At 43.5% G+C, this 25,580-nt stretch carries 21 protein-coding genes; 7 read left to right on the top strand and 14 right to left on the bottom strand.

Features of this window, described 5'->3' with window-relative positions; all coding sequences use genetic code 11:
• The first annotated feature begins 19 nt into the window (after positions 1–19).
• From Q8M62_RS17210 to Q8M62_RS17200, 3 genes are all read left to right on the top strand, one after another.
• Positions 20–811 carry a (Fe-S)-binding protein gene (locus Q8M62_RS17210; protein ID WP_304899370.1) on the top strand — a complete coding sequence of 264 codons (792 nt, stop codon included), beginning with the start codon at positions 20–22 and terminating at the stop codon, positions 809–811.
• A 77-nt stretch (positions 812–888) separates the two neighbouring features.
• Positions 889–1,377, top strand: a complete 489-nt coding sequence (locus tag Q8M62_RS17205) for a hypothetical protein (RefSeq protein WP_304899369.1) — start codon at positions 889–891, stop codon at positions 1,375–1,377.
• Positions 1,378–1,414: 37 nt separating this feature from the next.
• On the top strand, positions 1,415–3,346 hold the full coding sequence (locus tag Q8M62_RS17200; protein ID WP_304899368.1) for an OmpA family protein: 1,932 nt from the start codon (positions 1,415–1,417) through the stop codon (positions 3,344–3,346).
• Positions 3,347–3,568: 222 nt separating this feature from the next.
• On the opposite strand, the gene dnaN is transcribed toward Q8M62_RS17200, so the two are convergent.
• The 10 genes from dnaN to ccsA (Q8M62_RS17150) form a co-directional block, all read right to left on the bottom strand.
• A complete protein-coding gene (dnaN, locus tag Q8M62_RS17195) occupies positions 3,569–4,693 on the bottom strand; it encodes a DNA polymerase III subunit beta (RefSeq protein WP_304899367.1) in 1,125 nt (374 codons plus the stop codon).
• A 394-nt stretch (positions 4,694–5,087) separates the two neighbouring features.
• Complete coding sequence (gldG, locus tag Q8M62_RS17190; protein ID WP_304899366.1) at positions 5,088–6,770, bottom strand: gliding motility-associated ABC transporter substrate-binding protein GldG; 1,683 nt, start codon at positions 6,768–6,770, stop codon at positions 5,088–5,090.
• Positions 6,767–7,486 (bottom strand): gliding motility-associated ABC transporter permease subunit GldF, encoded by a 720-nt coding sequence (gene gldF, locus Q8M62_RS17185; RefSeq protein ID WP_304899365.1) that lies wholly within the window; start codon positions 7,484–7,486, stop codon positions 6,767–6,769. Before gldF ends, gldG begins: the two co-directional genes overlap by 4 nt.
• Positions 7,483–8,394, bottom strand: coding sequence for a gliding motility-associated ABC transporter ATP-binding subunit GldA (gene gldA, locus Q8M62_RS17180; protein WP_304899364.1), 912 nt, complete (start codon positions 8,392–8,394; stop codon positions 7,483–7,485). Before gldA ends, gldF begins: the two co-directional genes overlap by 4 nt.
• 144 nt (positions 8,395–8,538) lie before the next feature.
• Entirely contained in the window at positions 8,539–9,018 is a 480-nt protein-coding gene (gene rnhA, locus Q8M62_RS17175) for a ribonuclease HI (protein ID WP_304899363.1), read from the bottom strand.
• Positions 9,019–9,060: 42 nt separating this feature from the next.
• Positions 9,061–9,645, bottom strand: a complete 585-nt coding sequence (locus tag Q8M62_RS17170; protein WP_304899362.1) for a MarC family protein — start codon at positions 9,643–9,645, stop codon at positions 9,061–9,063.
• 94 nt (positions 9,646–9,739) lie between these two features.
• A complete protein-coding gene (gene ccsA, locus Q8M62_RS17165) occupies positions 9,740–12,259 on the bottom strand; it encodes a cytochrome c biogenesis protein CcsA (RefSeq protein WP_304899361.1) in 2,520 nt (839 codons plus the stop codon).
• A gap of 28 nt (positions 12,260–12,287) precedes the next feature.
• A complete protein-coding gene (locus Q8M62_RS17160; RefSeq protein WP_304899360.1) occupies positions 12,288–12,704 on the bottom strand; it encodes a cytochrome c maturation protein CcmE in 417 nt (138 codons plus the stop codon).
• Positions 12,705–12,716: 12 nt separating this feature from the next.
• Positions 12,717–12,959 (bottom strand): CcmD family protein, encoded by a 243-nt coding sequence (locus Q8M62_RS17155; RefSeq protein WP_304899359.1) that lies wholly within the window; start codon positions 12,957–12,959, stop codon positions 12,717–12,719.
• A gap of 100 nt (positions 12,960–13,059) precedes the next feature.
• Positions 13,060–13,737, bottom strand: a complete 678-nt coding sequence (gene ccsA / locus Q8M62_RS17150; protein WP_304899358.1) for a cytochrome c biogenesis protein CcsA — start codon at positions 13,735–13,737, stop codon at positions 13,060–13,062.
• Positions 13,738–14,000: 263 nt separating this feature from the next.
• Between ccsA (Q8M62_RS17150) and rlmN the strand changes: the two genes are divergently transcribed.
• From rlmN to Q8M62_RS17135, 3 genes are all read left to right on the top strand, one after another.
• Complete coding sequence (gene rlmN, locus Q8M62_RS17145; protein ID WP_304899431.1) at positions 14,001–15,065, top strand: 23S rRNA (adenine(2503)-C(2))-methyltransferase RlmN; 1,065 nt, start codon at positions 14,001–14,003, stop codon at positions 15,063–15,065.
• 72 nt (positions 15,066–15,137) lie between these two features.
• Complete coding sequence (locus Q8M62_RS17140) at positions 15,138–17,810, top strand: TonB-dependent receptor plug domain-containing protein (protein ID WP_304899357.1); 2,673 nt, start codon at positions 15,138–15,140, stop codon at positions 17,808–17,810.
• A gap of 52 nt (positions 17,811–17,862) precedes the next feature.
• Positions 17,863–18,333 carry a hypothetical protein gene (locus tag Q8M62_RS17135; RefSeq protein WP_304899356.1) on the top strand — a complete coding sequence of 157 codons (471 nt, stop codon included), beginning with the start codon at positions 17,863–17,865 and terminating at the stop codon, positions 18,331–18,333.
• A 36-nt stretch (positions 18,334–18,369) separates the two neighbouring features.
• Here Q8M62_RS17135 and Q8M62_RS17130 read toward each other — a convergent pair whose 3' ends face one another.
• From Q8M62_RS17130 to Q8M62_RS17115, 4 genes are read right to left on the bottom strand one after another with little or no spacing between them, the layout of a single operon-like run.
• The gene (locus Q8M62_RS17130) at positions 18,370–19,305 is read right to left on the bottom strand and encodes a rhomboid family intramembrane serine protease (protein ID WP_304899355.1); all 936 of its coding nucleotides are present in this window, start codon (positions 19,303–19,305) and stop codon (positions 18,370–18,372) included.
• 1 nt (position 19,306) lies between these two features.
• Positions 19,307–20,098, bottom strand: a complete 792-nt coding sequence (locus Q8M62_RS17125) for a rhomboid family intramembrane serine protease (protein ID WP_304899354.1) — start codon at positions 20,096–20,098, stop codon at positions 19,307–19,309.
• 1 nt (position 20,099) lies between these two features.
• Positions 20,100–21,941, bottom strand: a complete 1,842-nt coding sequence (gene mutL / locus Q8M62_RS17120) for a DNA mismatch repair endonuclease MutL (protein WP_304899353.1) — start codon at positions 21,939–21,941, stop codon at positions 20,100–20,102.
• On the bottom strand, positions 21,934–22,338 hold the full coding sequence (locus Q8M62_RS17115) for a hypothetical protein (RefSeq protein WP_304899352.1): 405 nt from the start codon (positions 22,336–22,338) through the stop codon (positions 21,934–21,936). The genes mutL and Q8M62_RS17115 overlap by 8 nt, the downstream gene beginning before the upstream one ends.
• A 249-nt stretch (positions 22,339–22,587) precedes the next feature.
• On the opposite strand from Q8M62_RS17115, the gene Q8M62_RS17110 reads away from it, so the two are divergent.
• Positions 22,588–25,539, top strand: a complete 2,952-nt coding sequence (locus tag Q8M62_RS17110; protein ID WP_304899351.1) for a glycoside hydrolase family 3 N-terminal domain-containing protein — start codon at positions 22,588–22,590, stop codon at positions 25,537–25,539.
• The last annotated feature ends 41 nt before the right edge of the window (positions 25,540–25,580 follow it).

Raw genomic sequence — 25,580 nt, 5'->3', positions numbered from 1 at the left:
AATCTAAAGTCTAAAAAAAATGTCAACATATAAAGTTCCAACCATGGCCGAAATGGCCACAAACGGTCAGACACCAGAAGTTCTTTTTTGGGTGGGATGCGCCGGTTCTTTCGATGAGCGCTACAAAGCCGTGACTCAGGCTTTTGTGAAAATATTGAATAAAGTCGGTGTCAGTTTCGCAGTTCTCGGACCGGAAGAAGCCTGCACCGGTGATCCGGCAAGAAGAGCTGGAAATGAATTCCTATTCCAATTGCAAGCAGTCGCCAATATTCAGGTAATGAATGGCTATGAAGTAAAAAAAGTTGTTACAGCATGCCCTCATTGCTTCAATACCATCAAAAACGAATATCCTGCATTGGGTGGAAATTATGAAGTAATTCACCATTCTCAGTTTTTACAGCAGCTGATCAATGAGGGGAAGGTCACACTTAAAGGAGGAGGAGAGTTCAGAGGTAAAAAGATCACCTTTCATGATTCCTGCTACCTTGGTCGTGCCAATAACGTCTATGAAGCCCCCCGGGAAGTCATCAAAGCCTTAGATGTGGAGCTGGTCGAGATGAAGCGCTGCAAAACCAAAGGACTTTGCTGCGGGGCTGGTGGAGCGCAGATGTTTAAAGAACCTGAACCGGGTAAAAAAGACATCAACATCGAACGTACCGAGGAGGCATTGGCCACCGGAGCAAGTACAATTGCAGTTGGATGCCCATTTTGCTTGACCATGATGACCGATGGAGTGAAAAATCAAAACCGGGAAGCTGACGTCAAGGTCTATGATTTGGCAGAAATGATCGCCAAAGACATGGGGATTTAATTTGAAGGATTGAATCAATTCAGCCCTTTTTGCCGTTATGCAAAAAGGGTTTTTTATTTGTAAGTTAAACAAACCGCATGTATCTCCCATTTGATCAAATGCCTGATTACGCTAGAGTTTGGGTTTACCAGGCAGACCATAAATTATCCTCAGCTGATGAGCAGCTTGTCCGGGATCGGATGAAAAGTTTTTGTGAAGGCTGGAATACGCACGGAAACTTGATGCCCACTTCATTTGAACTCATCGAAAGCCAGATACTGATTTTGGCCGTGGATGAAAGTAAGCTTGGGGCCAGTGGCTGTTCGATTGATAGTTCAGTTCGGACGCTTCGGGAGCTGGAAAGTATCCTACATATCAATTTGACCGATCAAGGGAAAGTCAGTTTGAGAAAGCCAAGCGGAGAAATGAACGTAATTTCAGCCTTAGGTGTGAAATCAAAAGTGACTTCAGGTGAAATAGATCTTGAAACTGAAGTGATCAATCCCATGATCCGCGTCAAATCCGATCTTCAAAATCTCTGGCAACCTGTCCGAAATAGTTGGCTTATTAAGTATTTTCCAAATTAATTAGTAATATTCAGCATTGACCTACAATCACCATTCGATGAAGAAGCATTTTTTATGGATTTATGCCTTGGTTCTTTTGGCTTTTGTTGGCTGCAAGAGCTTGCAAGAAAAAGGAAATGACCAATTCCTGTCCGGGCAGTACCAATATGCGATCAATACCTTTACTCAGATTCTAAGTCAGGACTCCTCCAATCTTGAGGCGAACCAATTTATTGCGGAAAGCTACCGGCTCTCAAATCGAATAGAAAAGTCAGAGCCATACTATCGCCAATTGGCAGAAAAAGATCCATCATTTACCAGTTACTTCTTCCTTGGGCAGAGCCTTAAAGCGCAGCAGAAAAATGAGGAGGCTATTCAGGCTTTTGAAAAAGCAAAAGGTTATACAGCCGACGATGCCCTATTGGCGAGAAATCAGCGGGAAATAGAGGCGATTAAATTGGCCGAGGGAATTGAAGATTATTGGCCAAATCATGTTTTGGTCAATTATACCGAACTGAATACTCCAGGAGCTGATTTTTCTCCCGTATTGAGCGAAAAATTCCTCTACTTCACTTCAGGAAGACAAGCATCAGCAATTTATCCGGCTACAGGAACACCCTATTTAAAGCTATTTCGCGCGCGAGCCGATGGGTTAAAAGTAGACGTTGGTGCAATACAACCCTTGCCGGAATTCAGAAATGAGGAAGGCTTAAATCAAGCTTCCATTGCAATAAGTCCTGACGGGAACACAATCATATATTCCCGAGGAAATTCTACTTCTCCAAAGGATTACCCAGAGACAACCTTGTTTGCTTCTTATTTCCGAGGTGCCGGTTTTACCCAGCCCATCTGGATGCCAGTTAATGGTGAGGAAAATTGGTGGAATTCTACGCCGGCCTTCAGCCCGGACGGATCAGAACTCTATTTCGCTTCTAATCGACCTGGAGGATATGGAGGCATAGATCTCTGGAAAGCTACCCGACTTGCCAACAGTGATTTTGGAAACCCTGTCAATCTTGGCCCCACCATCAATACTCCGGGGAATGAAATGTTCCCAAGAATGACCCCTGACGGTAAATTCTTTTTTGCTTCAGATGGACATCCCGGTTTTGGAAAGTTGGATTTATTTGTAGCTGAAAAGGACGAATCCGGTAAACAGCTGATTCGAAACCTGGGAAAAAATATCAATAGCAAGGACGATGATTTTGGGATTTTCTTCACAGAATACCCGAAGGCAGGATTCATCTCTTCCAACCGTGAAGGTGGAGTAGGGGACGACGACATCTACTTCTTTGAAGACAAAACTCCTAAGCCTAAAATCGTCAATGTATTGCTAAACGTCTTCACCAAAGAAGAAAAAGCTGATGGTTCCATCGCAGACTTGCCTCAAACCAGGGTTGTGCTTTACGGTTCGGATAATAAGCAGCAAGGTGGAGATTTCTCCAATGCCAATGGTCGTGTAAGATTTACCATGGCTCCTGAATCGGATTATACTATTATAGCTTCAAAGGGAGGTTATTTCTCCAAATCGATCCCCTACACCACAAAAGGCAAGACACCCGATCCGGCGACTTTGATTCAGGATGTGACCAACGTATCACTTGATACTACAATCGTTTTGGATCAGTTGATTTTGGAGAAATCCATCGTCCTGGATAATATTTATTATGATCTTGATAAGGCTGAAATCAGACCTGATGCAGCGATTGAGTTGGATAAATTGGTCAAAATCCTTGCGGATAATCCTTCGATCAGAATTGAGCTGAGTTCCCATACCGACTCCAGATCCAGCGATGCCTACAACCTGAATTTGTCTCAAAGAAGAGCACAATCCGCAGTGGATTACATTGTGTCAAAAGGAATCGCAGCCGACCGATTGGTGGCCAAAGGATATGGAGAAAGCCAATTGATCATCAAGGATGCCAAGACTGAGGAAGAGCATCAGGTCAACCGTCGAACTGAGTTTAAAGTGATTGAGATTCGGGAGTAAAAAGTACTTCCCTAATAAATATAAAAGCCTGTCAGGAGTGTTCTTGACAGGCTTTTTTTGAACAAAAGTCCCAGTGGACCTGCCCGCTGCAGGTAGGTTTCCGAAGAAAGAGACTTAGATGATCGCGGATTTTTCTGTTTTAGAAATCCTTTCTCAAATCCCAACCCACAAAAAAAGTCCGAATCATCGATTCGGACTTTGGGTTAAAATTATTGGTTGAGGTTATACGTAATTGTTAAGCATTACTGGCATTACGAGCATGAGGATGTCTTCATTAGCATCCTGTTCGGCAGGGAGAATCAGACCAGCCCTATTTGGAGCGCTGAATCTTAAGCTAACTTCTTTGCAGCTCAGATTATTGAGCATTTCCACCAAGAACTTGGCATTGAATCCGATTTCGATGTCTTCACCTTCGTGATCGCAAGAAAGACGTTCGTTTGCCTCGTTGGAGAAGTCCAGGTCTTCTGCAGAGATCATCAATTCACTGCCAGTCAATTTCAATCTAACCTGGTGTGTAGTCTTATTTGCATAGATTGCAATTCTTCGCAAAGATCCCAACAGCTCCAATCGGTCAATGTTCATGCGGTTTGGATTGTCCACCGGAATCACATTTTCGTAATCAGGATAGCGCTCGTCTATCAGACGGCAGATCATCTTGATATTGTTAAACTTGAAGTAGGCGTTGGATTGGTTGAATTCCACGGTGACAGGTACATTTTCACCGGGCAGAGTTGATTTCAACAAGTTGAGCGCTTTCCTTGGGATGATTAGGCTGGTACTGTTTTGCGAAGCGATATCCACCCTTCTGTACCGTACTAGTCTATGACCATCTGTTGCCACAAATGTTGTATTCGTATCGCTCAAATTGATGTAAACACCAGTCATTGCAGGCCTGAGTTCATCAGAGCTTGTTGCGAAAATGGTGTTTGAAATGGCAGAGGATAGCACCTCTGTGGACATATCCACAGTTGTTGCGTTGTTTACGGTTGGGATTTTTGGGAAATCCGTCGCATTCTCACCGGCCAGTCTGTAGCGACCGTTGTCTGAGCTTATTTCGACTGCGTAGGTGTCATGATCGATGCTGAAGGTTACCGGCTGCTCAGGTAGATTCTTCAAAGTTTCGATCAGAATACGCGCTGGTACTGCAATATTTCCATCCTCTTTTGCCTCGACATGAAGCTGTGTCATCATGGAAGTCTGCAAATCAGAAGCAGTTATGGTCAGTTCGGAATCTTTGATCTCAAAAAGGAAGTTCTCCAAAATAGGAACAACCGGATTCGTTGTTACGACACCGTTGATGGCCGAAAGTTGCTTGAGCAAAGCAGAAGAGGAAACAATAAATTTCATGTGTTTATGATTTTATTTTAGTGGTCACATGGAATCTCGCATTACAAATGATCATCCCAATAGGGGATGTTTGACTAACGCTCGATTTCATATCGTAGGGCTTAGTATTTAGTTTAAGTCCAGCGGGGTAAATTTATAAATAAAATGCTAATTCGATGGGTCGAAAATCCCTTTCCCCGAAAATTTATCCTGTTAATTTCATCTGTTTATAATTTGGTTTTTTTGTCAGATGGAATCTCGCAAGTTTGATAATCATTCCAGTGTGTGACACCGCAGGGTCATGCTCGATTTCATGTGTTTATAATTTGTTTTTTAAAAGGCCACATGGAATGCCCTTTGATAATCATCCCCCTGTGTGAGAATCTTTCTCATGGGCATTTCACATTAACCTAAATCAGGTAGTGGAATACCTACGCTTTCTGAGATAAAGTATTATTCCACCCAAGAGACTTAAAATCAGAACAGGAAGCGCCACATTGACTCCCTGCCAAAAAGTTTTCTGTTGGCTGATTTTTACTTTGTTCAATGGTCGGATTTGTAGTGATCGGGTTCGGGAAGCTATGATGCCTTCCGGATCACTGAGGAATTGAACAAGGTTTTGGAGCAATTGCTTATTGGCGTAGGTAGTTTGGGCAAAAGGATCTTCACCTAATAACAAAGGCTGCTTTCCCTGTAAGCTTAGCTGGCTTTGAAATACCGAACCATCGCCAAAAACAACTACTTTTCCTCGTCCGCTTTCCTTAAAATCGTCTTTTGAAAAGTCTTCGGGTACAAATCTGTTTTTGAAAAGTGAGGTAAATTCACCTTCCAGCAAATAAGCCAAAGGCAAGTTGCGCAAGGTGAATTCTTCCATTTTCGGTGCTTTTTCCATATCCGAAAATGCCACTCTTGATGGCGCAGGAATGATTTTTGCACTTTCTGATCCAAAAATCAAGGGGGTCTTAATCACCCCATCTGCCTTGACTGTGTCTAAACTACTCGCAAATCTATAATTGACCTGATCCAGGGTTTTGGTGATCGGATGAGTATTGACTCTTCCTGCATTGAAATAAAATGGCCAAGGCAATGGAACCAGTTGTTCTTGATTTCCAAAATTGCCCCCCATTACTGGGATGAAGCTAAAGTTTAGATCCTGAATTAGGTCCTTGTTGATTCTTACCCCATAGCGGAAGAGCAGGCGATCCAGTTCATTTTCTAGGGGAAAAGAGAAGGTGCCATTTCCTCCTGCTTCTGCTATATTCACTTCGACTCCCTCTGCAGCAATTACAAGATTTCCTCCTTGCATCACATACTGATCCAAGAGATAAAGCTCACGATCAGTGTAAGTAAGCTTGGGGCCGACAATAAAAATCGTCCCAAAAGTACTCAAATCCTGAATAGACTTAGCTTGGTCAAGGGGAACTTTGAAGACCTCATATTGACCATCAAGTGCTTCTACTATTCCAAAACCGTCATCTTCGGAAAGTTCTCCGTGACCGATGATCAATGCAATGGCTCCCTTCTCGGGATTGACCAGTTTTCGGATGGCATTGCTAAGTTCAAACTCCAGATTTTCGATGGATGTATTCAAAATCTGATCCGGAGACATTCCCTGCTCGCCTTTCAGAATCAGTGCGCCGGTTTCGTATTCATCATCGGCCACCAAAATCCCCGGAAAAATCAATTGTGTCTGCTGTCCTGAATTTTGATTGAAAAAAACATTGGTTGGATTGATGCCATAATCGGCTAAAGTGAAGATGAATTCCTCCTGAAGTGAATCTGTCACCGTCAGTGGGTCAAAATAGGAAACTGTGATATTTTCCGAAGAATAGGCGTTAAATGTCCGAACGGTTTCCTCCATTGATTTTTGTAATCTTCGCATGCCACCCGGAAGATTTTTTCCTGTCAAAAGTATATCCACATGAATCGGCCGATCCAGACTTTCCAATAATTCCTTGGTGGCGGGATGAACGGAGAATCGCTTTTCAGCTGTCAAATCAATTCGAAATCGAAGTAATTGTCCCAGTAAAAGCAAGATCAAAATCCCCGCTAAAAGGGTCAGATAGGGTTTTGCGGTATAGAGTCCTGATTTTTTCATTTGTTTCTTAAAACCAAAACAGAAGCTCCCAAAAACACCCAAATCATTCCCAGAAGGAAAAATAAATCCCGGCTGTCTATCACTCCGCGGCTAAGGCTGATGTAATGATAACTCAAGCTAAGTTCCTCAACCCAATAGGCGATGTCACCGGAAAGAATTTCCGACAAGGCTGTGAAACCAAAATACAGCACAAAGCAAAGAAAAACACCCAATACGAAGGCAACTACCTGCTGGGAAGTCAATGAGCTGGCAAAAAGTCCTACTGCGGCAAAAGTGGCACCTATCATCAACAGTCCGATCCAGCTTCCAAAGAAGCCAGCTAAATCAAGATTTCCGACCGGTTCCCCAAGCTGCACAATACTGTAGGCGTAAAGAAGGGTAGGTAAGACTGCCAAAAAAACCAAAGTAACTAAGGCGAGGTATTTTGCCGAGATGATTTGAATCAGTGAAAGTGGAGAAGTCCTTAAAAGCTCCCAAGTACCTGTTTTTCGTTCTTCGGAGATAGCTCGCATGGACAGTGCAGGAATCAAAAACGTAAAAACGTAGGGTGTGTAGGAAAAAAGGGCTTCCAGATCTGCAAAACCATAATCCAAAACCGAGCTTTCGGGAAAAACCCAAACGATCAAACCTAATGCGACAAGAAACAATGCCAGAATCAAGTAGCCGGTAAGGCTTCCAAAAAAGGCGTTGATTTCTCTTATATAAAGACTCCTCATAGGTTTTGGGTAATTTCTCTAAAAAGGGTTTCGAGATTTTTCTTGGATTGGTTTAGGCTGTTCAGGTTCAGGCCCCGCTCGGCAATAAGTTGCATCAGCACTTTTCTCGTTTCGCCAGGGTCGGCTGTTTCGATTACCAATTGCTGATTTCCTTTGCTGCCAAACTTGACCTTTCCAAGTTTTTCAAACCACATCAATTCCAATTCCTCCTCAGTTTCCAGAATTAATTCTACTTGACCTGATCCTGCTTTAAGTTCGGACAGCGGACTTGCAGCCAGGATCCTTCCTTTGTTGATGATTACTACATCATGACAGATTGCCTCAACTTCCTGCATGATATGGGTGGAGAAGATCAACGTTTTATCCTTGGCGATTTCACAGATTAAATTCCGGATTTCGACCAATTGATTTGGATCCAGGCCTGTAGTAGGCTCATCCAAAATCACCACTTGAGGATCGTGAATTAATGCCCGGGCCAATCCAACCCGTTGCCGGTAACCTTTGGAAAGTTGGCCGATTTTCTTGTGCTGTTCAGTTGAAAGTCCTGTTTTTCTTACCAACTCTTCCACTCGGGATCGGATGTGCGAGGATCTCATCCCATAAAGGCCTCCCGAAAATTCGAGGAATTCACGGACATACAGGTCAAGGTAGAGTGGGTTGTTTTCAGGCAGATAGCCAATTTTTGGGCTGACTAATTTGGGGTTTTCCAACGCGTTTTCCCCCAGTATTTTCACTTGACCAGCATCAGCGCTGAGGTAACCCGTGATGATTTTCATCGTTGTGGATTTTCCGGCACCGTTTGGGCCAAGAAACCCCAATATTCTCCCCGGAGTAGCCGAAAAGCTCACTTCATCGAGTGCTTTTTGGTTGCCATAAAATTTACTTAAGTGGGAGACTTCTAATGACATAAAAAGGAAAAACCAAAGAGAAAATTTTAGCAGGGCAGGAGTAAATTCCCTTTGCACAGGACTCGAACAAAAATATCAAACCCTGAGGGAAAGGCAATGCGATTTATACTTTTTAGGAAAATGAAGTGACTTATTTTAGAATGTTCAAAAAAGCCCAGATCCAGCCTTTCCTTTCAGACTTTCTTCGTAGCCCGTATCAGCTTTCAATCCGTAACCTTCTGCTGCTGCTACTGCTAATTGGTCGCAGCGTTCATTCTCGGCATGTCCGGCATGCCCTTTTACCCAAAAGAATTTGGGCTTGTATTTCAGGTGTAGCGGAATGTATCGAAGCCAGAGATCCGGGTTTTTTTTGTCTTTAAAGCCTTTTTTCTGCCAGCCCCAAAGCCAACCTTTTTCGATCGCATCTACGACGTACTTGCTGTCGGAGTAGATATGTACCGGGAATTCGGTGGATTTCAGTTCCTGCAAGGCCCGAATCACAGCCAAAAGCTCCATGCGGTTATTGGTAGTAAGGCGAAATCCTTCAGACAATTCCTTACGGTGTTGACCGAATTTGAGAACAGCCCCATAGCCACCCGGACCGGGATTTCCTTTGGCTGCTCCGTCTGTAAAAATGATAATCATGTGGTGAAAATCGGGAAAATCGCTGAAACTCCTTTTTTAAAATTAATTAAAGACCTCAACAGGGAAGGCATTTGTTTTGAAAATTTTGACAGCAATAGAAAGCAAAATGATCCCGAAAATTCTTCTTAAAACATCCAGTCCAGATCTTCCAAGTTTACTTTCCAGCCAAGTGGTGCTTTTCAAAACTGCATAAACAAAAATCAGATTCAGCAGAATACCGACAGCAATATTGACCTGTTCGAATTCCGCTTTTAAAGTCAAGATGGTGGTGAGTGTTCCTGCACCTGCGATCAGAGGAAATGCAATAGGAACAATAGAGGCACTTGAAGTGGCCTCCGGATCAGGCTTGAAAAGTTCGATGCCTAGGATCATTTCCGCTCCTAAAGCAAAAATGATTAAGGCTCCTGCAATGGCAAAATCGCTCACTCCAATCCCGAATAATTTCAAAATCGATTCGCCAACCAGTAAAAACGCGATCATCAAAAGTCCTGCAGCGAGCGTGGCTCGCTCTGACTTAATGTGACCTACTTTTTTCCGAAGGTTGATGACTATCGGGATCGAACCCAAAATATCTATTACGGAGAAAAGGATCAGTGATACAGACAGTATCTGCTTGAAATCTAACATGACGCAAAGTTAGCGGATTTCGGATGTGGGATATGCGATTTCGGATTGGAACGGGAAAAAATCCGAAATCCGAAATCCGAAATCCGAAATCAAATTACTCTAATCCCTTATCCCGCATCTTTTGGAATTCATCAAATCGGCGGAAAATAGCGACCGTAAATCCGATCAACATAATTATTGTTCCGATCCAAAGTACATTGATGTAGGGTTTCACGATAGCCTTCATGACCACATAGTCTTTTTGATATTGGTTGACCTTGAACACAAACTTATTTTGCTCCGGGAGGATATTTTCCAAACTCACCTTGATACCAAGTTCTGTGTCGATTACAGGGAGTTTTCCGATTTGATTATTTCGGATGATAAAGGTGGGCTCAATACTTTTTTCTACATCATAATCCAAAATTCGGAGCTTTGCCTTCACGGCAATATCACCTTCCTGGAGTTGGTATCCGTCCACCTCTTTGAGGACCTCAGCGCCGTCAAAATAGGTCACAAAGTCAGCGATATAAAATTGCTCACCCGGTGTTGCCTCGTATGTCTCATCCTCTTTCCATTCAGGATCCTCAGAGTCGTTCATCGCTGCCACGTAGGTGTACAAATCTTTATTTAGGTAAATCTTGGAATCCGGAGAAGAGATCAGACCGCCCATACCTGCATTGAATTGTGACATTGGACTTAGAGAAAATTTCAAGGTTTCGTTCTGCAGGTAATCGATTTTGAAATAGTCGTTTTCTTCAAGAACAATCTTTACTACATCTCCTTTTTTGAAATGATCTTTAAAATCTGCCAAAGCAATAGCTTCATTGACTTTACCAGTCGATTCAAGGAGTTTGGCAGGCACATACTCATTGACCCCCACCACTTTTTTCTGGCGACCTCGGTAGATTACCGTGTAGTCTTTCATTTGGGTGGGCTTGTTGATCCAAAGGAGGACATGTTCTTTGTTCATCTCATCCTCCCAGCTGTTGCTGTAGGTGAGCCCCGACATATTGATGGAAATAACATCCGAGTAGCCGGAACTGAACATGATTCCGATCAAAATCAGCCCCAATCCGATATGTGCCAAAGAGCCACCGGCCAATTTGAAAGTTGATTTCTTAAGGATTTTCATCAATATGACCGCATTGGCTACGATCGTAAACGTGCCAGCCAATACGATGATGATGTATTTCCAGTCGTAGACTTTTGCCAAAACGATGATTGCGGCCGATATCAACACTGAAACAATATATGGAGTAACCAAAGCATCTTTTAACGCTTTTTTATCGATTTTTTGCCACCAGAAAAACTGACCAACAGAGGTCAGCAGAGCAATTGCCACTGCAAACCATAGCTGAAATTTGGTGTAAAACTCTACCTGATTAGCAGGAGGTGCCATATTTGAGATTCCACCGAAGCTTTCTACCAATGCATTCCAGGCAGGAATAGAAGTAGGCAAAATGACCTGAAAGGCCATCAAACCCAATGTCACAGCACCCAAGAATATCCAAAATTCTCTGGAGTAAACAGAGGCTTCCTTCTCGGAAGTTGGAATATGCTTCCATGCCCGAGCTGCCAAAAACACAGCAATGACCAAGAAAAATAACATGTAAATCAACAATTGACCAGATAGTCCCAAGTCGGTAAATGAGTGAACCGATGCGTCTCCAAGTACCCCTGATCTCACCAAAAAAGTAGCGTATAGCACCAGAATGAAGCTCAATATGACCAGTACGATAGAGGTTTTAAGGGCGGTTGCGCTTTTCTTGAAGGTGATCATCGTATGGATCGAGGCCACCAAAATCAACCAGGGAACATACACGGCATTTTCCACGGGATCCCAGTTCCAATACCCACCGAAGTTTAAGGTCACATAGGCCCAATACGCACCCATGATAATTCCCATCCCCAAAATCATCGCAGAGAAAATCGCCCAAGGCAAGGCCGGTCGAATCCATTCAGAATATTTTTTTGTCACCAAGCCGCCAATAAGGAAAGCAAAAGGAACCAATGTTGAGGCATATCCCAAGAACAGCGTCGGAGGGTGAATGACCATCCATATATTTTGCAAAAGCGGATTCAAACCCGTCCCATCTTCCGGGACAAAGTCAGGATTCAATTGGAAGATAGGAGCCTGCGTAGCGTCTCGCAGAAGCATAAAGGGTGAACTTCCAATCTTCAAATCCCCTATCACCACACCCATAATCATGGAAATCAAAAATGCCTGAACCAAGGCAAAAACCACCATGACCGGTGCTTCCCAGAATTTGTTGGTCTGGATGAGAATTACACCCAAAATCACGTTCCAGAAAGCCCAAAGGATGAACGCCCCCTCCTGACCTTCCCAGAAACTGGAGATCATGTAATGAACAGGCAGTGCTTTGGAAGAGTGTGAATAAGCATAAAAGTACTCGTAGCGGTGATTGTAGATGATTTCAAAAAGTGAAAAAGCAATCATCACAGTCGAAGCTGTATGAATGTAAAAGCTGATTCTGCTAAATCGTCTCCAACTCGCTTTTTCAATTTCGTTGGCACGGAAATACTGCACGTAGGCGTAAGCCGTCACCAATGCACTCACAAAAGCCACGATGGTCATCAGGTGGCCAAGATTACCCACAAAGGTATTGATCATGATTTTTTACTTGAGATAGCTTTCAACATCACATTCCTGCCGCCTTCACATCAGTTTCCTGATACTTGGATGGACACTTCATCAGGATTTTATCCGCTACGAAAATTTCTTTTTCCCGATATGAACCGATTACGACCACTTGTTCTGAGCGCTGAAAATCTGCAGGGACCGGTTCGTTGTAAAACACCTTCTGTTCGGTGCCTTCGTTGTCAATTAAAAGAAAAGTGAAGGAGGTTTTATCTTCTCGCACTTCCAGTCCAGTCACTTGACCCGTTGCATCTTTTTTCAACTGCCCCACTACGTGGATTGACTTATCTTCTCCACCTTCCTTCATTTCCCAAGCCGTCTTAAAGTTTTCATAGCTGCTTGCATCGCCGATTGAAGTCATGATGATGACAATCGCGATGGCTATAATTCCGAGGCCGATGATGTGTCCTTTCTTCATAGGAATAGAAAATTAAGAGGGAAGATTTTTTTCAAGTTTGGTAATCTTCCGGTCGGTATTGATCACATAAACTGTGATTCCGGCGAAAATGATTACAATGATTCCAACCAACACATAGATTTTTCCATCTGCGCGCATTAGATCTGCCATTTCCACTGAATTGTTGGAATAATCAGAATCAGTCACCGGAATTTTCTCCTGTGCCAACGCACTTAAAGAAAAAACTAGCAGGGCTATTGTCAATAATTTTTTCATGTGTTTATAATTTGATTTTCAATGGCCATCCCTGTCTGCTGCAGGCAGGTCGCATGGCTGATAATCAGTAAAGTGTCACTTGCTGTAAACTCGATTTCATTTATCGGGAATTTATAATACTGTCCTCCAATACTCGTTCGGCTTGACGGATTCTGACCCGTACTGTTGCTATCCATGCTCCCAAAAGTGTCCATCCAAGGATTGCAGGATAGAAGATCATTCGAAGCTTGGAATCCAGATCATAAGCATTGAATCCCGGATTTCCGCCATTTCCCGGATGCAGGCTGTCAGTGAGACGGGGCAATACGAAAATCAACGGAATAAAGGCTGCGAAAGCAAAGATGTTGTAGACTGCGCCGATCCGCGCTCTTTGCTGTGGATCAGTGATGCTGCCTCGGAGAATCAGATAAGCGAAATACATCAAAATCCCTATGGCTGATGCATTTTGCTTAGGATCGCCACTCCAATAATCTCCCCAGGTGAATTTTGCCCAAAGCATACCGGTCAAAATCCCCAAAACTCCGAATAGGATGGCTGCATTGGTAAATTCTATCGCCATGTCGTCGTGTCGCAGATTATTGCTTCGCAGGTATTTGATGCTGTAAATGACAGCAACTACCAACATCAGAATCATTCCGAACCACATAGTCACGTGAAAGTGAAGTGCACGGATCGTTTCGTTTAGGATCGGAAGCCGAGGCACATCCATAATCAATCCGGCAGTGAGTGTGTACAGCAGGAGACCGATTGCAAGGATTTTCCACCAAGATTGGCGCATAGGGTGATTTTGCTATTTCAAGTGCAAAAATACGTCATAAGTTCCTGAATCCCCTGCTTTTTTATGATAAAAGGAGATGGGATAAAGATTGATAAAATTTATACCTAAAGCGAGACTCGTGTTATATATTGAATGCATTTCTTGGATATGCCAATACGCTGACAATTTACAACCTTACCAACTTCCAGCTTTCCCACCATCCCACTCGCTTACAATTTTCCAATTTTGGAATTTTCCAATCTTTCAACACTTACCTTTGCCCCGTGGAAAATCAGAAAATCGACATTCGAAAACTCAGCCTGACCGAATTGGAGGAGTATTTTTTAGCCAATGGAGAAAAAAAATTCCGAGCCAAGCAAGTCTACGACTGGCTTTGGAATAAATCGCTCAAAAATTTCGACGATATGAGCAACATTTCCCTTTCTACAAGGGAAATGTTGAAGGAAAACTTTATCATCAATCATATCCAAGTGGATTTGATGCAGCATAGCTCTGACGGCACGATCAAAAATGCAGTTAAACTCTTTGATGATAAAATTGTAGAATCGGTACTTATCCCCACCACCAAACGAATCACTGCCTGTGTGTCCTCTCAAGTAGGATGCAGTCTTGATTGCAATTTTTGTGCGACCGCACGGTTAAAGCGCATGCGAAATCTCACTCCGGGAGAAATTTATGATCAGGTAGTGGCGATCAAAGAAGAGGCGGAAACTTACTTCCAGCGTCCGCTTACCAACATTGTTTTCATGGGGATGGGGGAGCCACTTCTGAATTATGCCAATGTGATTGAGGCGATTGATAAAATCACTTCGCCCGAAGGCCTGGGGATGGCACCCCGCCGAATCACACTCTCTACAGTCGGCGTGACCAAAATGATCCGTAAAATGGCTGACGACGAAGTCAAATTCAACCTTGCCGTTTCGCTTCACTCCGCGATCAATGAGACTCGATCCCGACTCATGCCAATCAACGATTCCAATCCCGTGGAGGAACTGGGAGAAGCCCTGAAGTATTGGTACCAAAAGACCAAGCGGAAAGTGACTTATGAATACGTCATTTGGGATGGGATCAACGACGACGAAAAGCACGCCCGGGCACTGGCTAAATTTTGCAAAATCATTCCTTCCAAAGTGAATCTGATCCAATACAATCCGATCGATGAAGGTGAGTTTCGTCAGGCAAAACAAGAGGCGGTGGACATGTATGTGCGGATATTGGAGCAAAACGGTATCATCGCCAAGGTCCGAAAATCCCGAGGTCAGGACATCGACGCTGCCTGCGGTCAGCTGGCCAACAAAAACGAAGTGGCACAGCTAAACAATATTTAAGAGTTTTTTATTTGTATTTAAAACAAGAAGTAGTTTTATTACTTTCGATTTTAACAACCAACTATTCTACCGATGAAAATCTTTTTTTCCAAGCTGCTTACAGCGGCCTTGTTTCTTATTGCAATTCCAAGTTTTGGGCAGGAAAGTCTCCCTGAAAAGATCCAAACTTATTTTCAAAGTATCCAAAGAGAATTCCCAACTGAGAAATCCTACCTTCATCTAGACAAGCGAACCTACACGCTTGGGGAAGATGTTTGGTTTAGTGCGTATTTATTGGCTGGGAGCAATCAAATCCCCTCTCCGCTAAGCCGCACACTTTACGTCGATATATTCGATGGTGAAGGACTCTTGCTTGAACAGCGAAAAGTAAGAATCGAAAATGGTCTTGGTGCCGGAGACTTTAAAATCCCAAGATTTGGAAAAACAGGAACCTATCAGATCAAAGCTTACACCGCATGGATGAGGAATTTTGACGAGGCCTATTTTCTCAGCAGTTCATTTGTGGTGGTAGATGGTGCGGCGGGCTCTTTTTTGCCCAAAGTTGACTTCAAAGAAATCAGTGCCTCGGCAGGACAAGTCAAATATCAGGTGGAAATTGAAGCAGTTTCCACCTCTGGTAATCCGCTTAGCAATCAAACATTAGAGTTAAGAGCGTTGGCTGGAGAAACTCAACTGCACAAGCAATCACTTTCTTTGAATGGGCAGGGTCAAGCATCCTTTTCATTCTCCATCCCTGAAAAGGCAAACCCAAGCCAAAGCCTTGAACTAACCTATTTTGAAAACGGAGATTATCCGGTCACTCAAATCATTCGGCTTCCTTATGCATTAAAACTGGCGGATATTCAGTTTCTTCCTGAGGGAGGACATTTAGTGATTGGGAAAAAATCAAATGTGGCATTTCGGGCTATAGACCCTGATGGGACGCCCGTAGAGATCCGGGGGGAAATTGAAGGACAGGGATTTTCGTCGCGTTTCGGAGGGATGGGAAAGCTGGAATTCACTCCAACAAAAGCGGATAATGCTGCCAATATTACCAATCCAAAAACAGGTGAGACGAGATCTGTTTCACTTCCAAAAGCAGATTCCCGAGGCTTGGTAGTTCAGGTAGTCAATAATCCATCTGCCTCTTTTGTTACAGTTTTTGTACAAGGCGAATACGAGCCTAATTCACTTTTGCTGGTTTCTCAGACTCGGGGAGTGATCAATTACATGATTCAGGGGGTTTTGGCCAACGGCGTTTGGGGGGTTCGGATTCCAAGGGAAAATTTGATTACCGGCATCAATCATATTACGATTTTGAGTTCAGATGGTAAGCCCTTATTGGAGCGGCTGATTTTTGTTCAAAAAGATGACTTTTTGAAACTTGAGCTAAACAGCTCCGGTCCTATCAATCCGAGAGGGAAAATTGGCTTAGATCTCTCCAGTTTATTCCAAAATCAGCCCATGGAAGGCTCATTTTCCATGGCTGTGACAGACGCGGATCAGGTGAGCGATGAGTCGGATTCCTTCGGCTCTATATTTTCCTCCTTATTACTGACATCAGACTTGCGGGGGAAAATCCATCAGCCCGGGCATTACTTCAAGAATCAGGAAGCAGAGACCTTAGAGTTGCTTGATTTGGTGATGTTGACTCACGGATGGAGACGTTTCTCTTGGGATGATGTAATGGCGGGTAAACTGCCTGAAATCAAAAATTTTATTGAGCGGGGAATCAATATCGAAGGTCAAGTCAAAGAACAAACTGAAACCAAGAAGGGACTTGGCGGAGGTAAAGTCAATGCGATTTTGGGTGATGGAGTAGAAATTGTGTCCTCAGAATTTGGACCAAACGGCAGATTTATTTTTACCGAATTGGACTATCAAGATTCGGTTACGGTCACCATAACAGCAGTGGACAATCGGGTCAAAACATTTGTGGATGTGAGTATCATTGAGCCTGATGCCGTATTTTCAAAAATCGAAGGAGAGTATCCTCATCAGATCGTCTGGCCGGAAGGTTTGGCGGCCACTTTTGCTGAAAGAAACCTACTGCAACAAATGAAGGATGATCAAAATATCCTTGACTTGGAGGGAGTCACCGTGGAGGCTAAGACGATTGAAAGAGAAGATGAAGAAATCCGGAAAATGTATGGAACAGGAGATGTCACCATCAATCCGGACAAAATACCGGGCACTATTGCCTTTACCAATGTTTTTCAACTGATCCAAGGACGGGTCTCGGGTGTTCAGGTGTTTGTTTCAGGTTTGGCGGTATCCGTTCGGATCAGAGGTGTGGGATCTGCAAATGCCGGTACTGATCCACTTTACTTACTGGATAATGCACCTGTGGATGCGGGAACTCTACTTCAGATCAATCCCAGGGATGTATCGAGTATAGATGTGTTCAAAGATCCTGCACGTGCTGCGATTTTTGGTGCACAGGGTGCCAATGGTGTCATCGCAGTATATACCAAAACCGGCTCGGGAATGAATTACAAAAGTGTAGGGGGCACCTTGGTTACCAAATACGGAGGCTATGCTTCACCGCGAGAATTTTACAGCCCGAAGTATGACGTGAAAACTGCTGAAAATGCCATCACAGACAGCAGAGCGACGATCTATTGGAATCCTTCAATAAAAACTGATGCCGCAGGCAAAGCGAAGCTTGAGTTCTATAATACGGATGTTGCTAAGCGGCAATTGATCATTGTGGAGGGAATGGATGCCGAAGGAAGATTAGGCAGAGTGGTCAAAGTCATTGAATAGTCACTTGCAAAACTCAGCAAAGCCTCTTACCTTTTTCGGAAAACTTAGAAAAATGAAAAAGGCTTTGCTTGTTTTTGTACTCTGCGTTGGGGTTTCCACATTTTCAACGGCTCAGGAAAAAGGGGATTCCCGGATTCATGCCCTTGGGACGTATGGCTTCAGATTCAATGAATTTGGGGCAGCTGCTGGTCTTGAATTCTTTTTTGCAGACAAGTTTGCGGTAATGCCAAGCTTTACTAAATTTTTCCCGAAAGTGGGAAACTTCAGCAATTTCAGTTTCGATCTTCGATACTATGTCACAGAAGGCCCTTCCCAGCTTTATTTTCTTGCCGGATACAGTCAGACTTTTGAAAACAATCAACCCGGTCAACCCGGCACAAAACGAGACTATGTGGGCGCCAATGCTGGTGTAGGGGCTTACATCGTATTGACGGAATGGGTGGGCTTGAGCACTGAGTTTAAGTTTCAAAGCCAGTTTAGGCAAGAACCCAGCTTTCGGGTAGGCTTGGCTTTTCCGCTTTAAGAATATACAAGGGATTCAGCTGAAATCCTTTGAATCTTATTTCTTACTAAACTCAAACAACTTCCTTTTCTCTTCTTTGCTCAGGGCATCATAGCCCTTTTCCGCGATTTTATCCAGGATTTTATCGATGTCTTCTTGCGTAGTTTCTTGGTTTTTTTGAGCTGGACTCACGTTTGGTTTGGATGAGAAGCCACCAAAACCTCCATTGTTGCCTGTCTTTGCTTTTCGATAACTCACTTTGACATTGCTTCGATTGCGACTAAAAAGGTTTTCGAAGAATATCCCGATTTTCTGAACAGGAACCCCCAAGTCAGTACCCCGCCGAAGTTGTACGATATAGAAATAGCCTAAAAGTGCTCCTCCCAAGTGAGCGATTTCTCCCCCGGCGTTTGCTCCAATTGAGTTGGCAAAAGACAAAATCACATAAAATGCTGCGATGTAAACAATCTTCACTGGCCCGAGGATCAGCAAAAAGAAAGTTGTATTGGGGGTCAAAGTCGCTGCACCAACAACTATCGCAAATACCCCTGCACTAGCTCCAAGCATCATCGAGCTTTCTACCGATCCACTAAAGTAGGGTGCAAGATTGTAGATCAGAACATAAAACAAGGCTCCGAAAATCCCGCCTAAAATATACAAGTTTGCAAGCTTTCTACTTCCAAGGTATTGGTGGATCAGCATCCCAAACCAATAGAGAAAAAGCATATTGAAAAGGATGTGAAATAATCCTTCGTGCAAAAACATGTAGCTTAGAATTGACCAAGGCTGTGTGGCTATTTTAGGAAGATAAGCCGGCATCATCAGGTAGCTCAAAGCTGCTTTGTATAGCTCCCCAAATCCGCTGATTGTAAATATTACACGGACGATCAACAGACCAAAAAATACCAGAATATTTATCGCAATCAGCTTAAAAAGGCTGTTGTCGCCATGCCGGAAGGCATTCTTTAGATTATCCCAAAAACCACCGTACATATCAATAGAAGCTATTTCTGTCCTTTTTCCAATTGTAAACCAATACTGCCCCAACCACCAAGCCACTCAAGTGGGCAAAATGAGCCACATTATCTGTCGGGTTATTTACGAATACGTTGTAAATGGTATAAAGTGCATAGACTCCCACCAAATATTTTGCCTTGACAGGCATAGGTGGAAACAGTAAGAACAGCTGTGTGTTGGGGAAAAGCATGGCAAAGGCCACTAAAATTCCAAAAAGGGCACCTGATGCACCGACCATAGGCTGATTGGATCGTAGCCTCAGGATCGCCTGAAGTGTTTTTTCTGCCCGTTCGATAAACATTGGATCCTCGGGATTTCTGCTGAAATCGCCCACAAAATCAAATACTTCCGGGGAAAAATACCCTCGATTTTCTAAAACAAGTTTGTTGAAATATTCAGGATCGGGATCAGCTTCAAAGGTAAGCACCTTGTCCTCTAATTTTTTATACTCATACATGGAATAGCCTGAATACAGGACTCCTGCACCAATACCGCAAACCATCCAGAGAATGAATAATTTTTTTGGTCCCAAAAATTGCTCCAGCAGTGGGCCAAAAATCAATAGACCGAACATGTTGCTGAAAAGGTGCCAAAAATCGGCATGCATAAACATGTAAGTCAGGAATTGGAATGGCTTGAAATAAGGACTTTGAATAAAATAAAGTGCAAACCATTCATTCAAAACGGGAAAAACAAAATTTGCAACCAAAAAAACGATAATGTTGATCAGTAGAAGATTTTGTACGACCGGGGTGATATTTCTAAACATGTTATTTTCCGAAGAAGGAGTGAATGCTACTTAAATCCAATTTCACGAAAGTTTTGTTCCCCGCAGGGGAATAATTCGGGTTTTGGCTGGCAAAAAGCTGACCAACCAGTGTTTCCATCTCCTGAGGGTTCAGCTTTTGCCCCTTTTTGATAGAGGCTCTGCGCGAAAGTGAGCGGGCCAAATTTTCCCGTTTATCCAGAGAAAGCTCATTTTTGAAGTTTTTAAACTGCTCCACCAAACCTTCAAAAAGTTCTTTTTCATTTTTTACCTGCACATCTGCGGGCACGCCTTGAATCAAAACTGTATCCTTGCCAAATTCCTCCACAATAAACCCCAAACTATAAAGCTCCGGAAGCATATCCATCACCAAGGCAAAATCTCCGGCATTCAGTTGGACTGTCGGAGGGAAAAGACATTGCTGAGAAGCACCTTGGGAGGATTGAAGTTGCCGTAAGTAGCGCTCATATAAGATTCGTTCATGTGCGGATTGTTGATCTACGATCAGTAATCCTGTTGACATTTGTGCGATGATGTAGCTCAACTCAACCTGAAATGTAGTGCCGGTTGCCTCGGATTCCTGAGGAGGAATCAAAAATCTCGATTCATCCGAGGTGGCCCGACTTGGGAAGGTCAGGATTTCCTGGTCTTCCTCAGAATTCTGTACCGCAGATGGGGTAGGAGTAAAATTCCCTTCAAATAAGCGTTCCCAGCCTGAGACTGATGATTTTTTAAACTCCGGTGTGTTGAATGTTTTATAGCTGTACTCTCGGTCGACTTGCACCTTGGTGTCGGGATTTGAGGTCCAATTTTCCTGAAAATTCACATCCAGAGAAAAGTCAAGGGCCGGCATCACATGATGTGCTCCCAAGGCTTGCTTCACTGCTGATCGGATTACCGCATAGACAGTTCGCTCATCGTCAAACTTGATTTCGGTCTTGGTGGGATGGACATTGATGTCAATATGTGCCGGATCGATGTCAAGAAACAAAACATAAAAGGGGAATTGATCATTCTGAATCAGCCCTTCAAATGCCGAGCTCACGGCATGATGCAGGTATGAACTTTTGATGTAGCGGTTGTTGACAAAGAAAAACTGCTCTCCACGGGTTTTTTTGGCATTTTCAGGTTTCCCGATGTAGCCTTTCACATTGACATGGGGGGTTTCCTCATTGCAGGGGACTAATTGTCCCTGATAACTTTTGCCAAAAAGTGAAACAATTCGTTGACTCAATTTCCCCGAAGGAAGGCTGAAAACCTCCAAATCCTGCTGAAAAAGTGAAAAGGCGACTTCCGGATAGGAAAGTGCTACCCGCTGAAATTCGTCTACGATGTGACGCATTTCCACAGGATTGGATTTCAGGAAATTCCGACGCGCAGGAACATTGAAAAATAAATTTTTCATCGCCACGGAAGTTCCTACCGGTACAGCTACTGGCTCCTGTTTTTTCACTTCGGAGCCCTCGATTTGAATCAAAGTACCCAGTTCGGTTTCGGTCTGTCGCGTTTTCAGTTCCACATGGGCTACAGCGGCAATGGAGGCCAGCGCCTCTCCTCTGAACCCGAAAGTCCGGATTGCAAAAAGATCTTGCGATGTTCTGATTTTGGATGTCGCGTGCCGCTCAAAACTCATTCGCGCATCGGTGGCCGACATTCCTTTTCCATTGTCAATCACCTGAATCAGCTGTTTCCCGGCATCTTTGATCACTACTTGAATATGAGTTGCGCCAGCATCCACGGCATTTTCCAAAAGTTCCTTTAAGGCGGAAGCAGGGCGCTGTACTACTTCCCCGGCTGCAATTTGATTGGCAATTGCATCTGGAAGAAGTTGGATGATGTTACTCATCTTTTGACCTATTTTTTAGTCTAAAAAAGAAATAAACCCCGGCAACCAGTAAGCCCAGGTAAAGCAGATAAGTGAAAATATCAGGCCCAATGTAAATGTACCCGAATGCCATTAGGATCATTCCCAAGAATAGAAGGGTACGGATTATAGCAGTTGAACTGAAAACGCTGGTTTCTCTCGGCTTGATTCCTCGGTATTGAGAGAAGGAACCCCGGATTCCAGAGCTAAAATTTTCCAGGGAATCTTCATTTTCCGAATTCAAAAGCCCTTGCTCTGCCAATTCCCTTCTTATTCTGGAGGTTCGTTGTTCGATTTCCTCTTTGACAGGATCGTAGTAGCGTGGTTTGATATCATACCGCATCGGTGAAGCGGTACGGAATAAGGAGGGAAATTTCATAATAAACTCGGTTAGGGTTTGGGCCGGCTATTAGGGGAAACGAGGAGGCTCAAGGATTAAATATACCGAATAGACCCTTGTTTACGTTTTTAACCTTAAACCTCACGTAATGTTGCCCAATCTTTGTTACATTCAATTGAAAGTCTTTTACAGGCTTTGAAAAAAGCAGAAAAGACTCGTAGAATTTAATATATTCATAGCCTACACAAATATATTTTGAAAGTTAAGGATAAAAAATTGATCTCGTTAATGAAAAGGAAGCTTTGGGGCCCGATAGCACTTTTGATGTTGCTAGGAATAGCTACATCAGGTAAAGTCGACCCTTTTGTGGCCAATGAGGACCCATTGATCAGTAGTGATCGTGTTGAACAAAAGCATTGGGTCGACAGCGTGTTTTCAGCCATGAATTTTGATCAAAGATTGGGACAGCTTTTTATGGTAGCAGCCTATTCCAACAAAGATCAAAAGCATGTCGATGAGATCAGCAATTTGGTAAAAACCGAAAATTTGGGCGGTTTGATATTTTTTCAGGGAGGACCAAATCGACAGGCTAGGCTAACCAACTATTATCAGGCTCAATCAAAAACGCCACTTTTTATCGCAATGGATGCCGAGTGGGGAATAGGAATGCGTTTGGATTCCGTCCCGAACTTCCCGAAGGCGATGACTTTGGGAGCGATTCAAAATCAAAAATTGATTTATGATATGGGTGCTGAGATCGCACGCCAGTTTAAGGAACTGGGGATGCATATCAACTTTGCTCCGGTAGTAGATGTCAATTCCAATCCCAACAATCCGGTAATTGGATACCGGGCTTTTGGAGAAAATAAAGAAACGGTCACTCGTCGTGCGGTTGCCTATATGAAGGGCTTACAAGACAATGGTGTTATTGCCAATGCAAAGCATTTTCCAGGGCACGGTGATACAGATACTGACAGTCATTATGCTTTACCCGTGATCAAGCACGCCGAGAAGCGGATATGGGATGTGGATCTATATCCGTATCAGGAGCTTTTCAGAGAAGATTTAATGTCAGTGATGGTTGCCCACCTCAATGTCCCTAGTTTGGATCAGGGCTCCAATATTCCTTCCAGCCTTTCCAGGCCGATCGTGACCGATTTGCTTCAAAATAGGATGAATTTCCAGGGTTTGATTTTCACTGATGCGCTGAACATGAAAGGTGTGGCAAATTTCAGCAAACCCGGAGAAGTAGATCTGAAAGCACTACTTGCCGGTAATGATGTGTTACTATACTCCCAAGATGTCCCCAAGGCCAAAGCTCTTATTAAAGATGCCGTAGCGCGTGGTTTGATTAAAGAGTCGGAAATAAACCGACGGGTCATGAAAATCTTAAAAGCAAAATATTGGGCAGGTCTGGATAAGTACAAACCTATAGATACCTATAAAATTGCAGAGCGTCTCAATACGCCCAAAACCGCTGAAGTCATTGAAAAGCTTTATGCCGAATCCATCACCGTAGCATCCAACAAAGGTGATCTTTTGCCTTTTCAAAACTTGGATCTCAGAAAATTTGCCTGCTTGACAATTGGGGACGATGGAAAAGTTTTTAATCAATATCTAAAAAATTATACCCAAGTAGACCATTTCACTGTACAAAAGGCTGCAGGAGAATCTGCCCATTACAATCTGATTAAGCAATTGGAAGACTATGATGTGATTGTGGTAGGCTTGATGGGAGTGACTAACAGTCCACAGCGTGCCTTTGGAATTGCTCCCGGGGATATTCAACTAATCCGAACCTTGGAGAAAAGGCAAAAAGTGGTCACTGTCCTGTTTGGGAATGCTTATGGGGCCAAAGCCCTGGAAGGGATGGGCAATGTAGTCTTGGCGTATGAGAACTCCTCCGAAACACAAAAGCTTGTTCCTCAAGTGCTGTTTGGAGGTAGGTCAAGTCAGGGGATTTTACCCGTCACAGTCAGCGGACAATATTCCCATGGAGTGGGGGGATACCTGTCAGATGCCAATCGACTTTCGTATGGCACTCCCGAGAGTGTGGGATTGAAATCTGAAGTTTTGGATAAAATTGATGAAGTGGCCCAACGAATGATTCAGATTCAGGCTGCACCCGGAGCCAATGTTTTGGTATTAAAAGACGGAAAAGTGGTATTTGAGCGTTCTTACGGCTTTTTAGACTACAAAAAGACAGTCCCCGTATCTAAAGAAACGGTATACGATCTGGCATCAGTCACTAAAGTACTTGCGACCACGCAAGCGGCAATGTTTCTCAAAAGCCGTGGTGAATTGGATATGAATAAGACCTTGGGGGATTATTTGCCTGAGCTGAAAAACACCAACAAAGGCAACCTTGTCCTAAAGAATGTGATGATTCATGAATCAGGGCTCAAGGCATTCATTCCTTATTATGCCAAAACCGTCCAGTCAGGACAATGGCGTGGGGACTATTATAAGGCCTCATTAGAGACGGGTTTCAGCAGACCGGTTTCGAATGATATGTATGGGAAAGACGCGCTCAGAGACAGTATTTGGAACTGGACCGTTCAGTCTGAATTACTTCCCAAACCTTACAAATATGTCTATTCAGACCTGACTATGTACTTCATGCAGGCAGTGGTCGAGCGGATTGTCAACCAGCCACTGGATGAATTTTTGGATCAAAATTTCTATGCCCCTTTGGGTTTAAAGACGCTGACATTCAATCCCTATCTCAAAATGCCATTGGAAAAAATTGCACCGACAGAAAACGATGTGGCTTTCCGAAAACGTCAGGTTCAGGGCTTTGTACATGATCCAGGAGCAGCGATGTATGGTGGGGTCGCTGGTCATGCAGGACTTTTCGGTACTGCCAATGATCTTGCCGTCATGATGCAGCTGATGCTGAATAAAGGGACTTATGGGGGAATTACGCTCTTCGATCCAGAAACTGTGGATGCCTTTACCAAGCGCCAATCCAATATAAGCCGTCGGGGTTGGGGTTGGGATAAACCGGAACCCGAAGCAGGAAAAGGTGGTTCGGCAAGCAAGTTTGCTCCAAAAAGTACCTTTGGGCATACAGGCTTTACCGGTACTTGTGTTTGGGCGGACCCAGAAAATCAGCTGGTTTATGTTTTTCTGTCAAACCGGGTTTATCCGGACGCCGAAAACAACAAGCTTTTGAATGAGGGTATACGGACTAAGATTCACGACATCATCTATGAGTCGATGACTAGCGAGAAAAAGTAAAATCTAAGCTTTGTTTGGGGTAAAACTGGTTTTAATCAAGC

It is taken from the genome of Algoriphagus sp. (genome assembly GCF_030694375.1).
GTDB lineage: Bacteria > Bacteroidota > Bacteroidia > Cytophagales > Cyclobacteriaceae > Algoriphagus.
The sequence above is the reverse complement of the archived record's forward strand: the minus strand, read 5'-3'. Positions and strand labels throughout refer to the sequence as shown.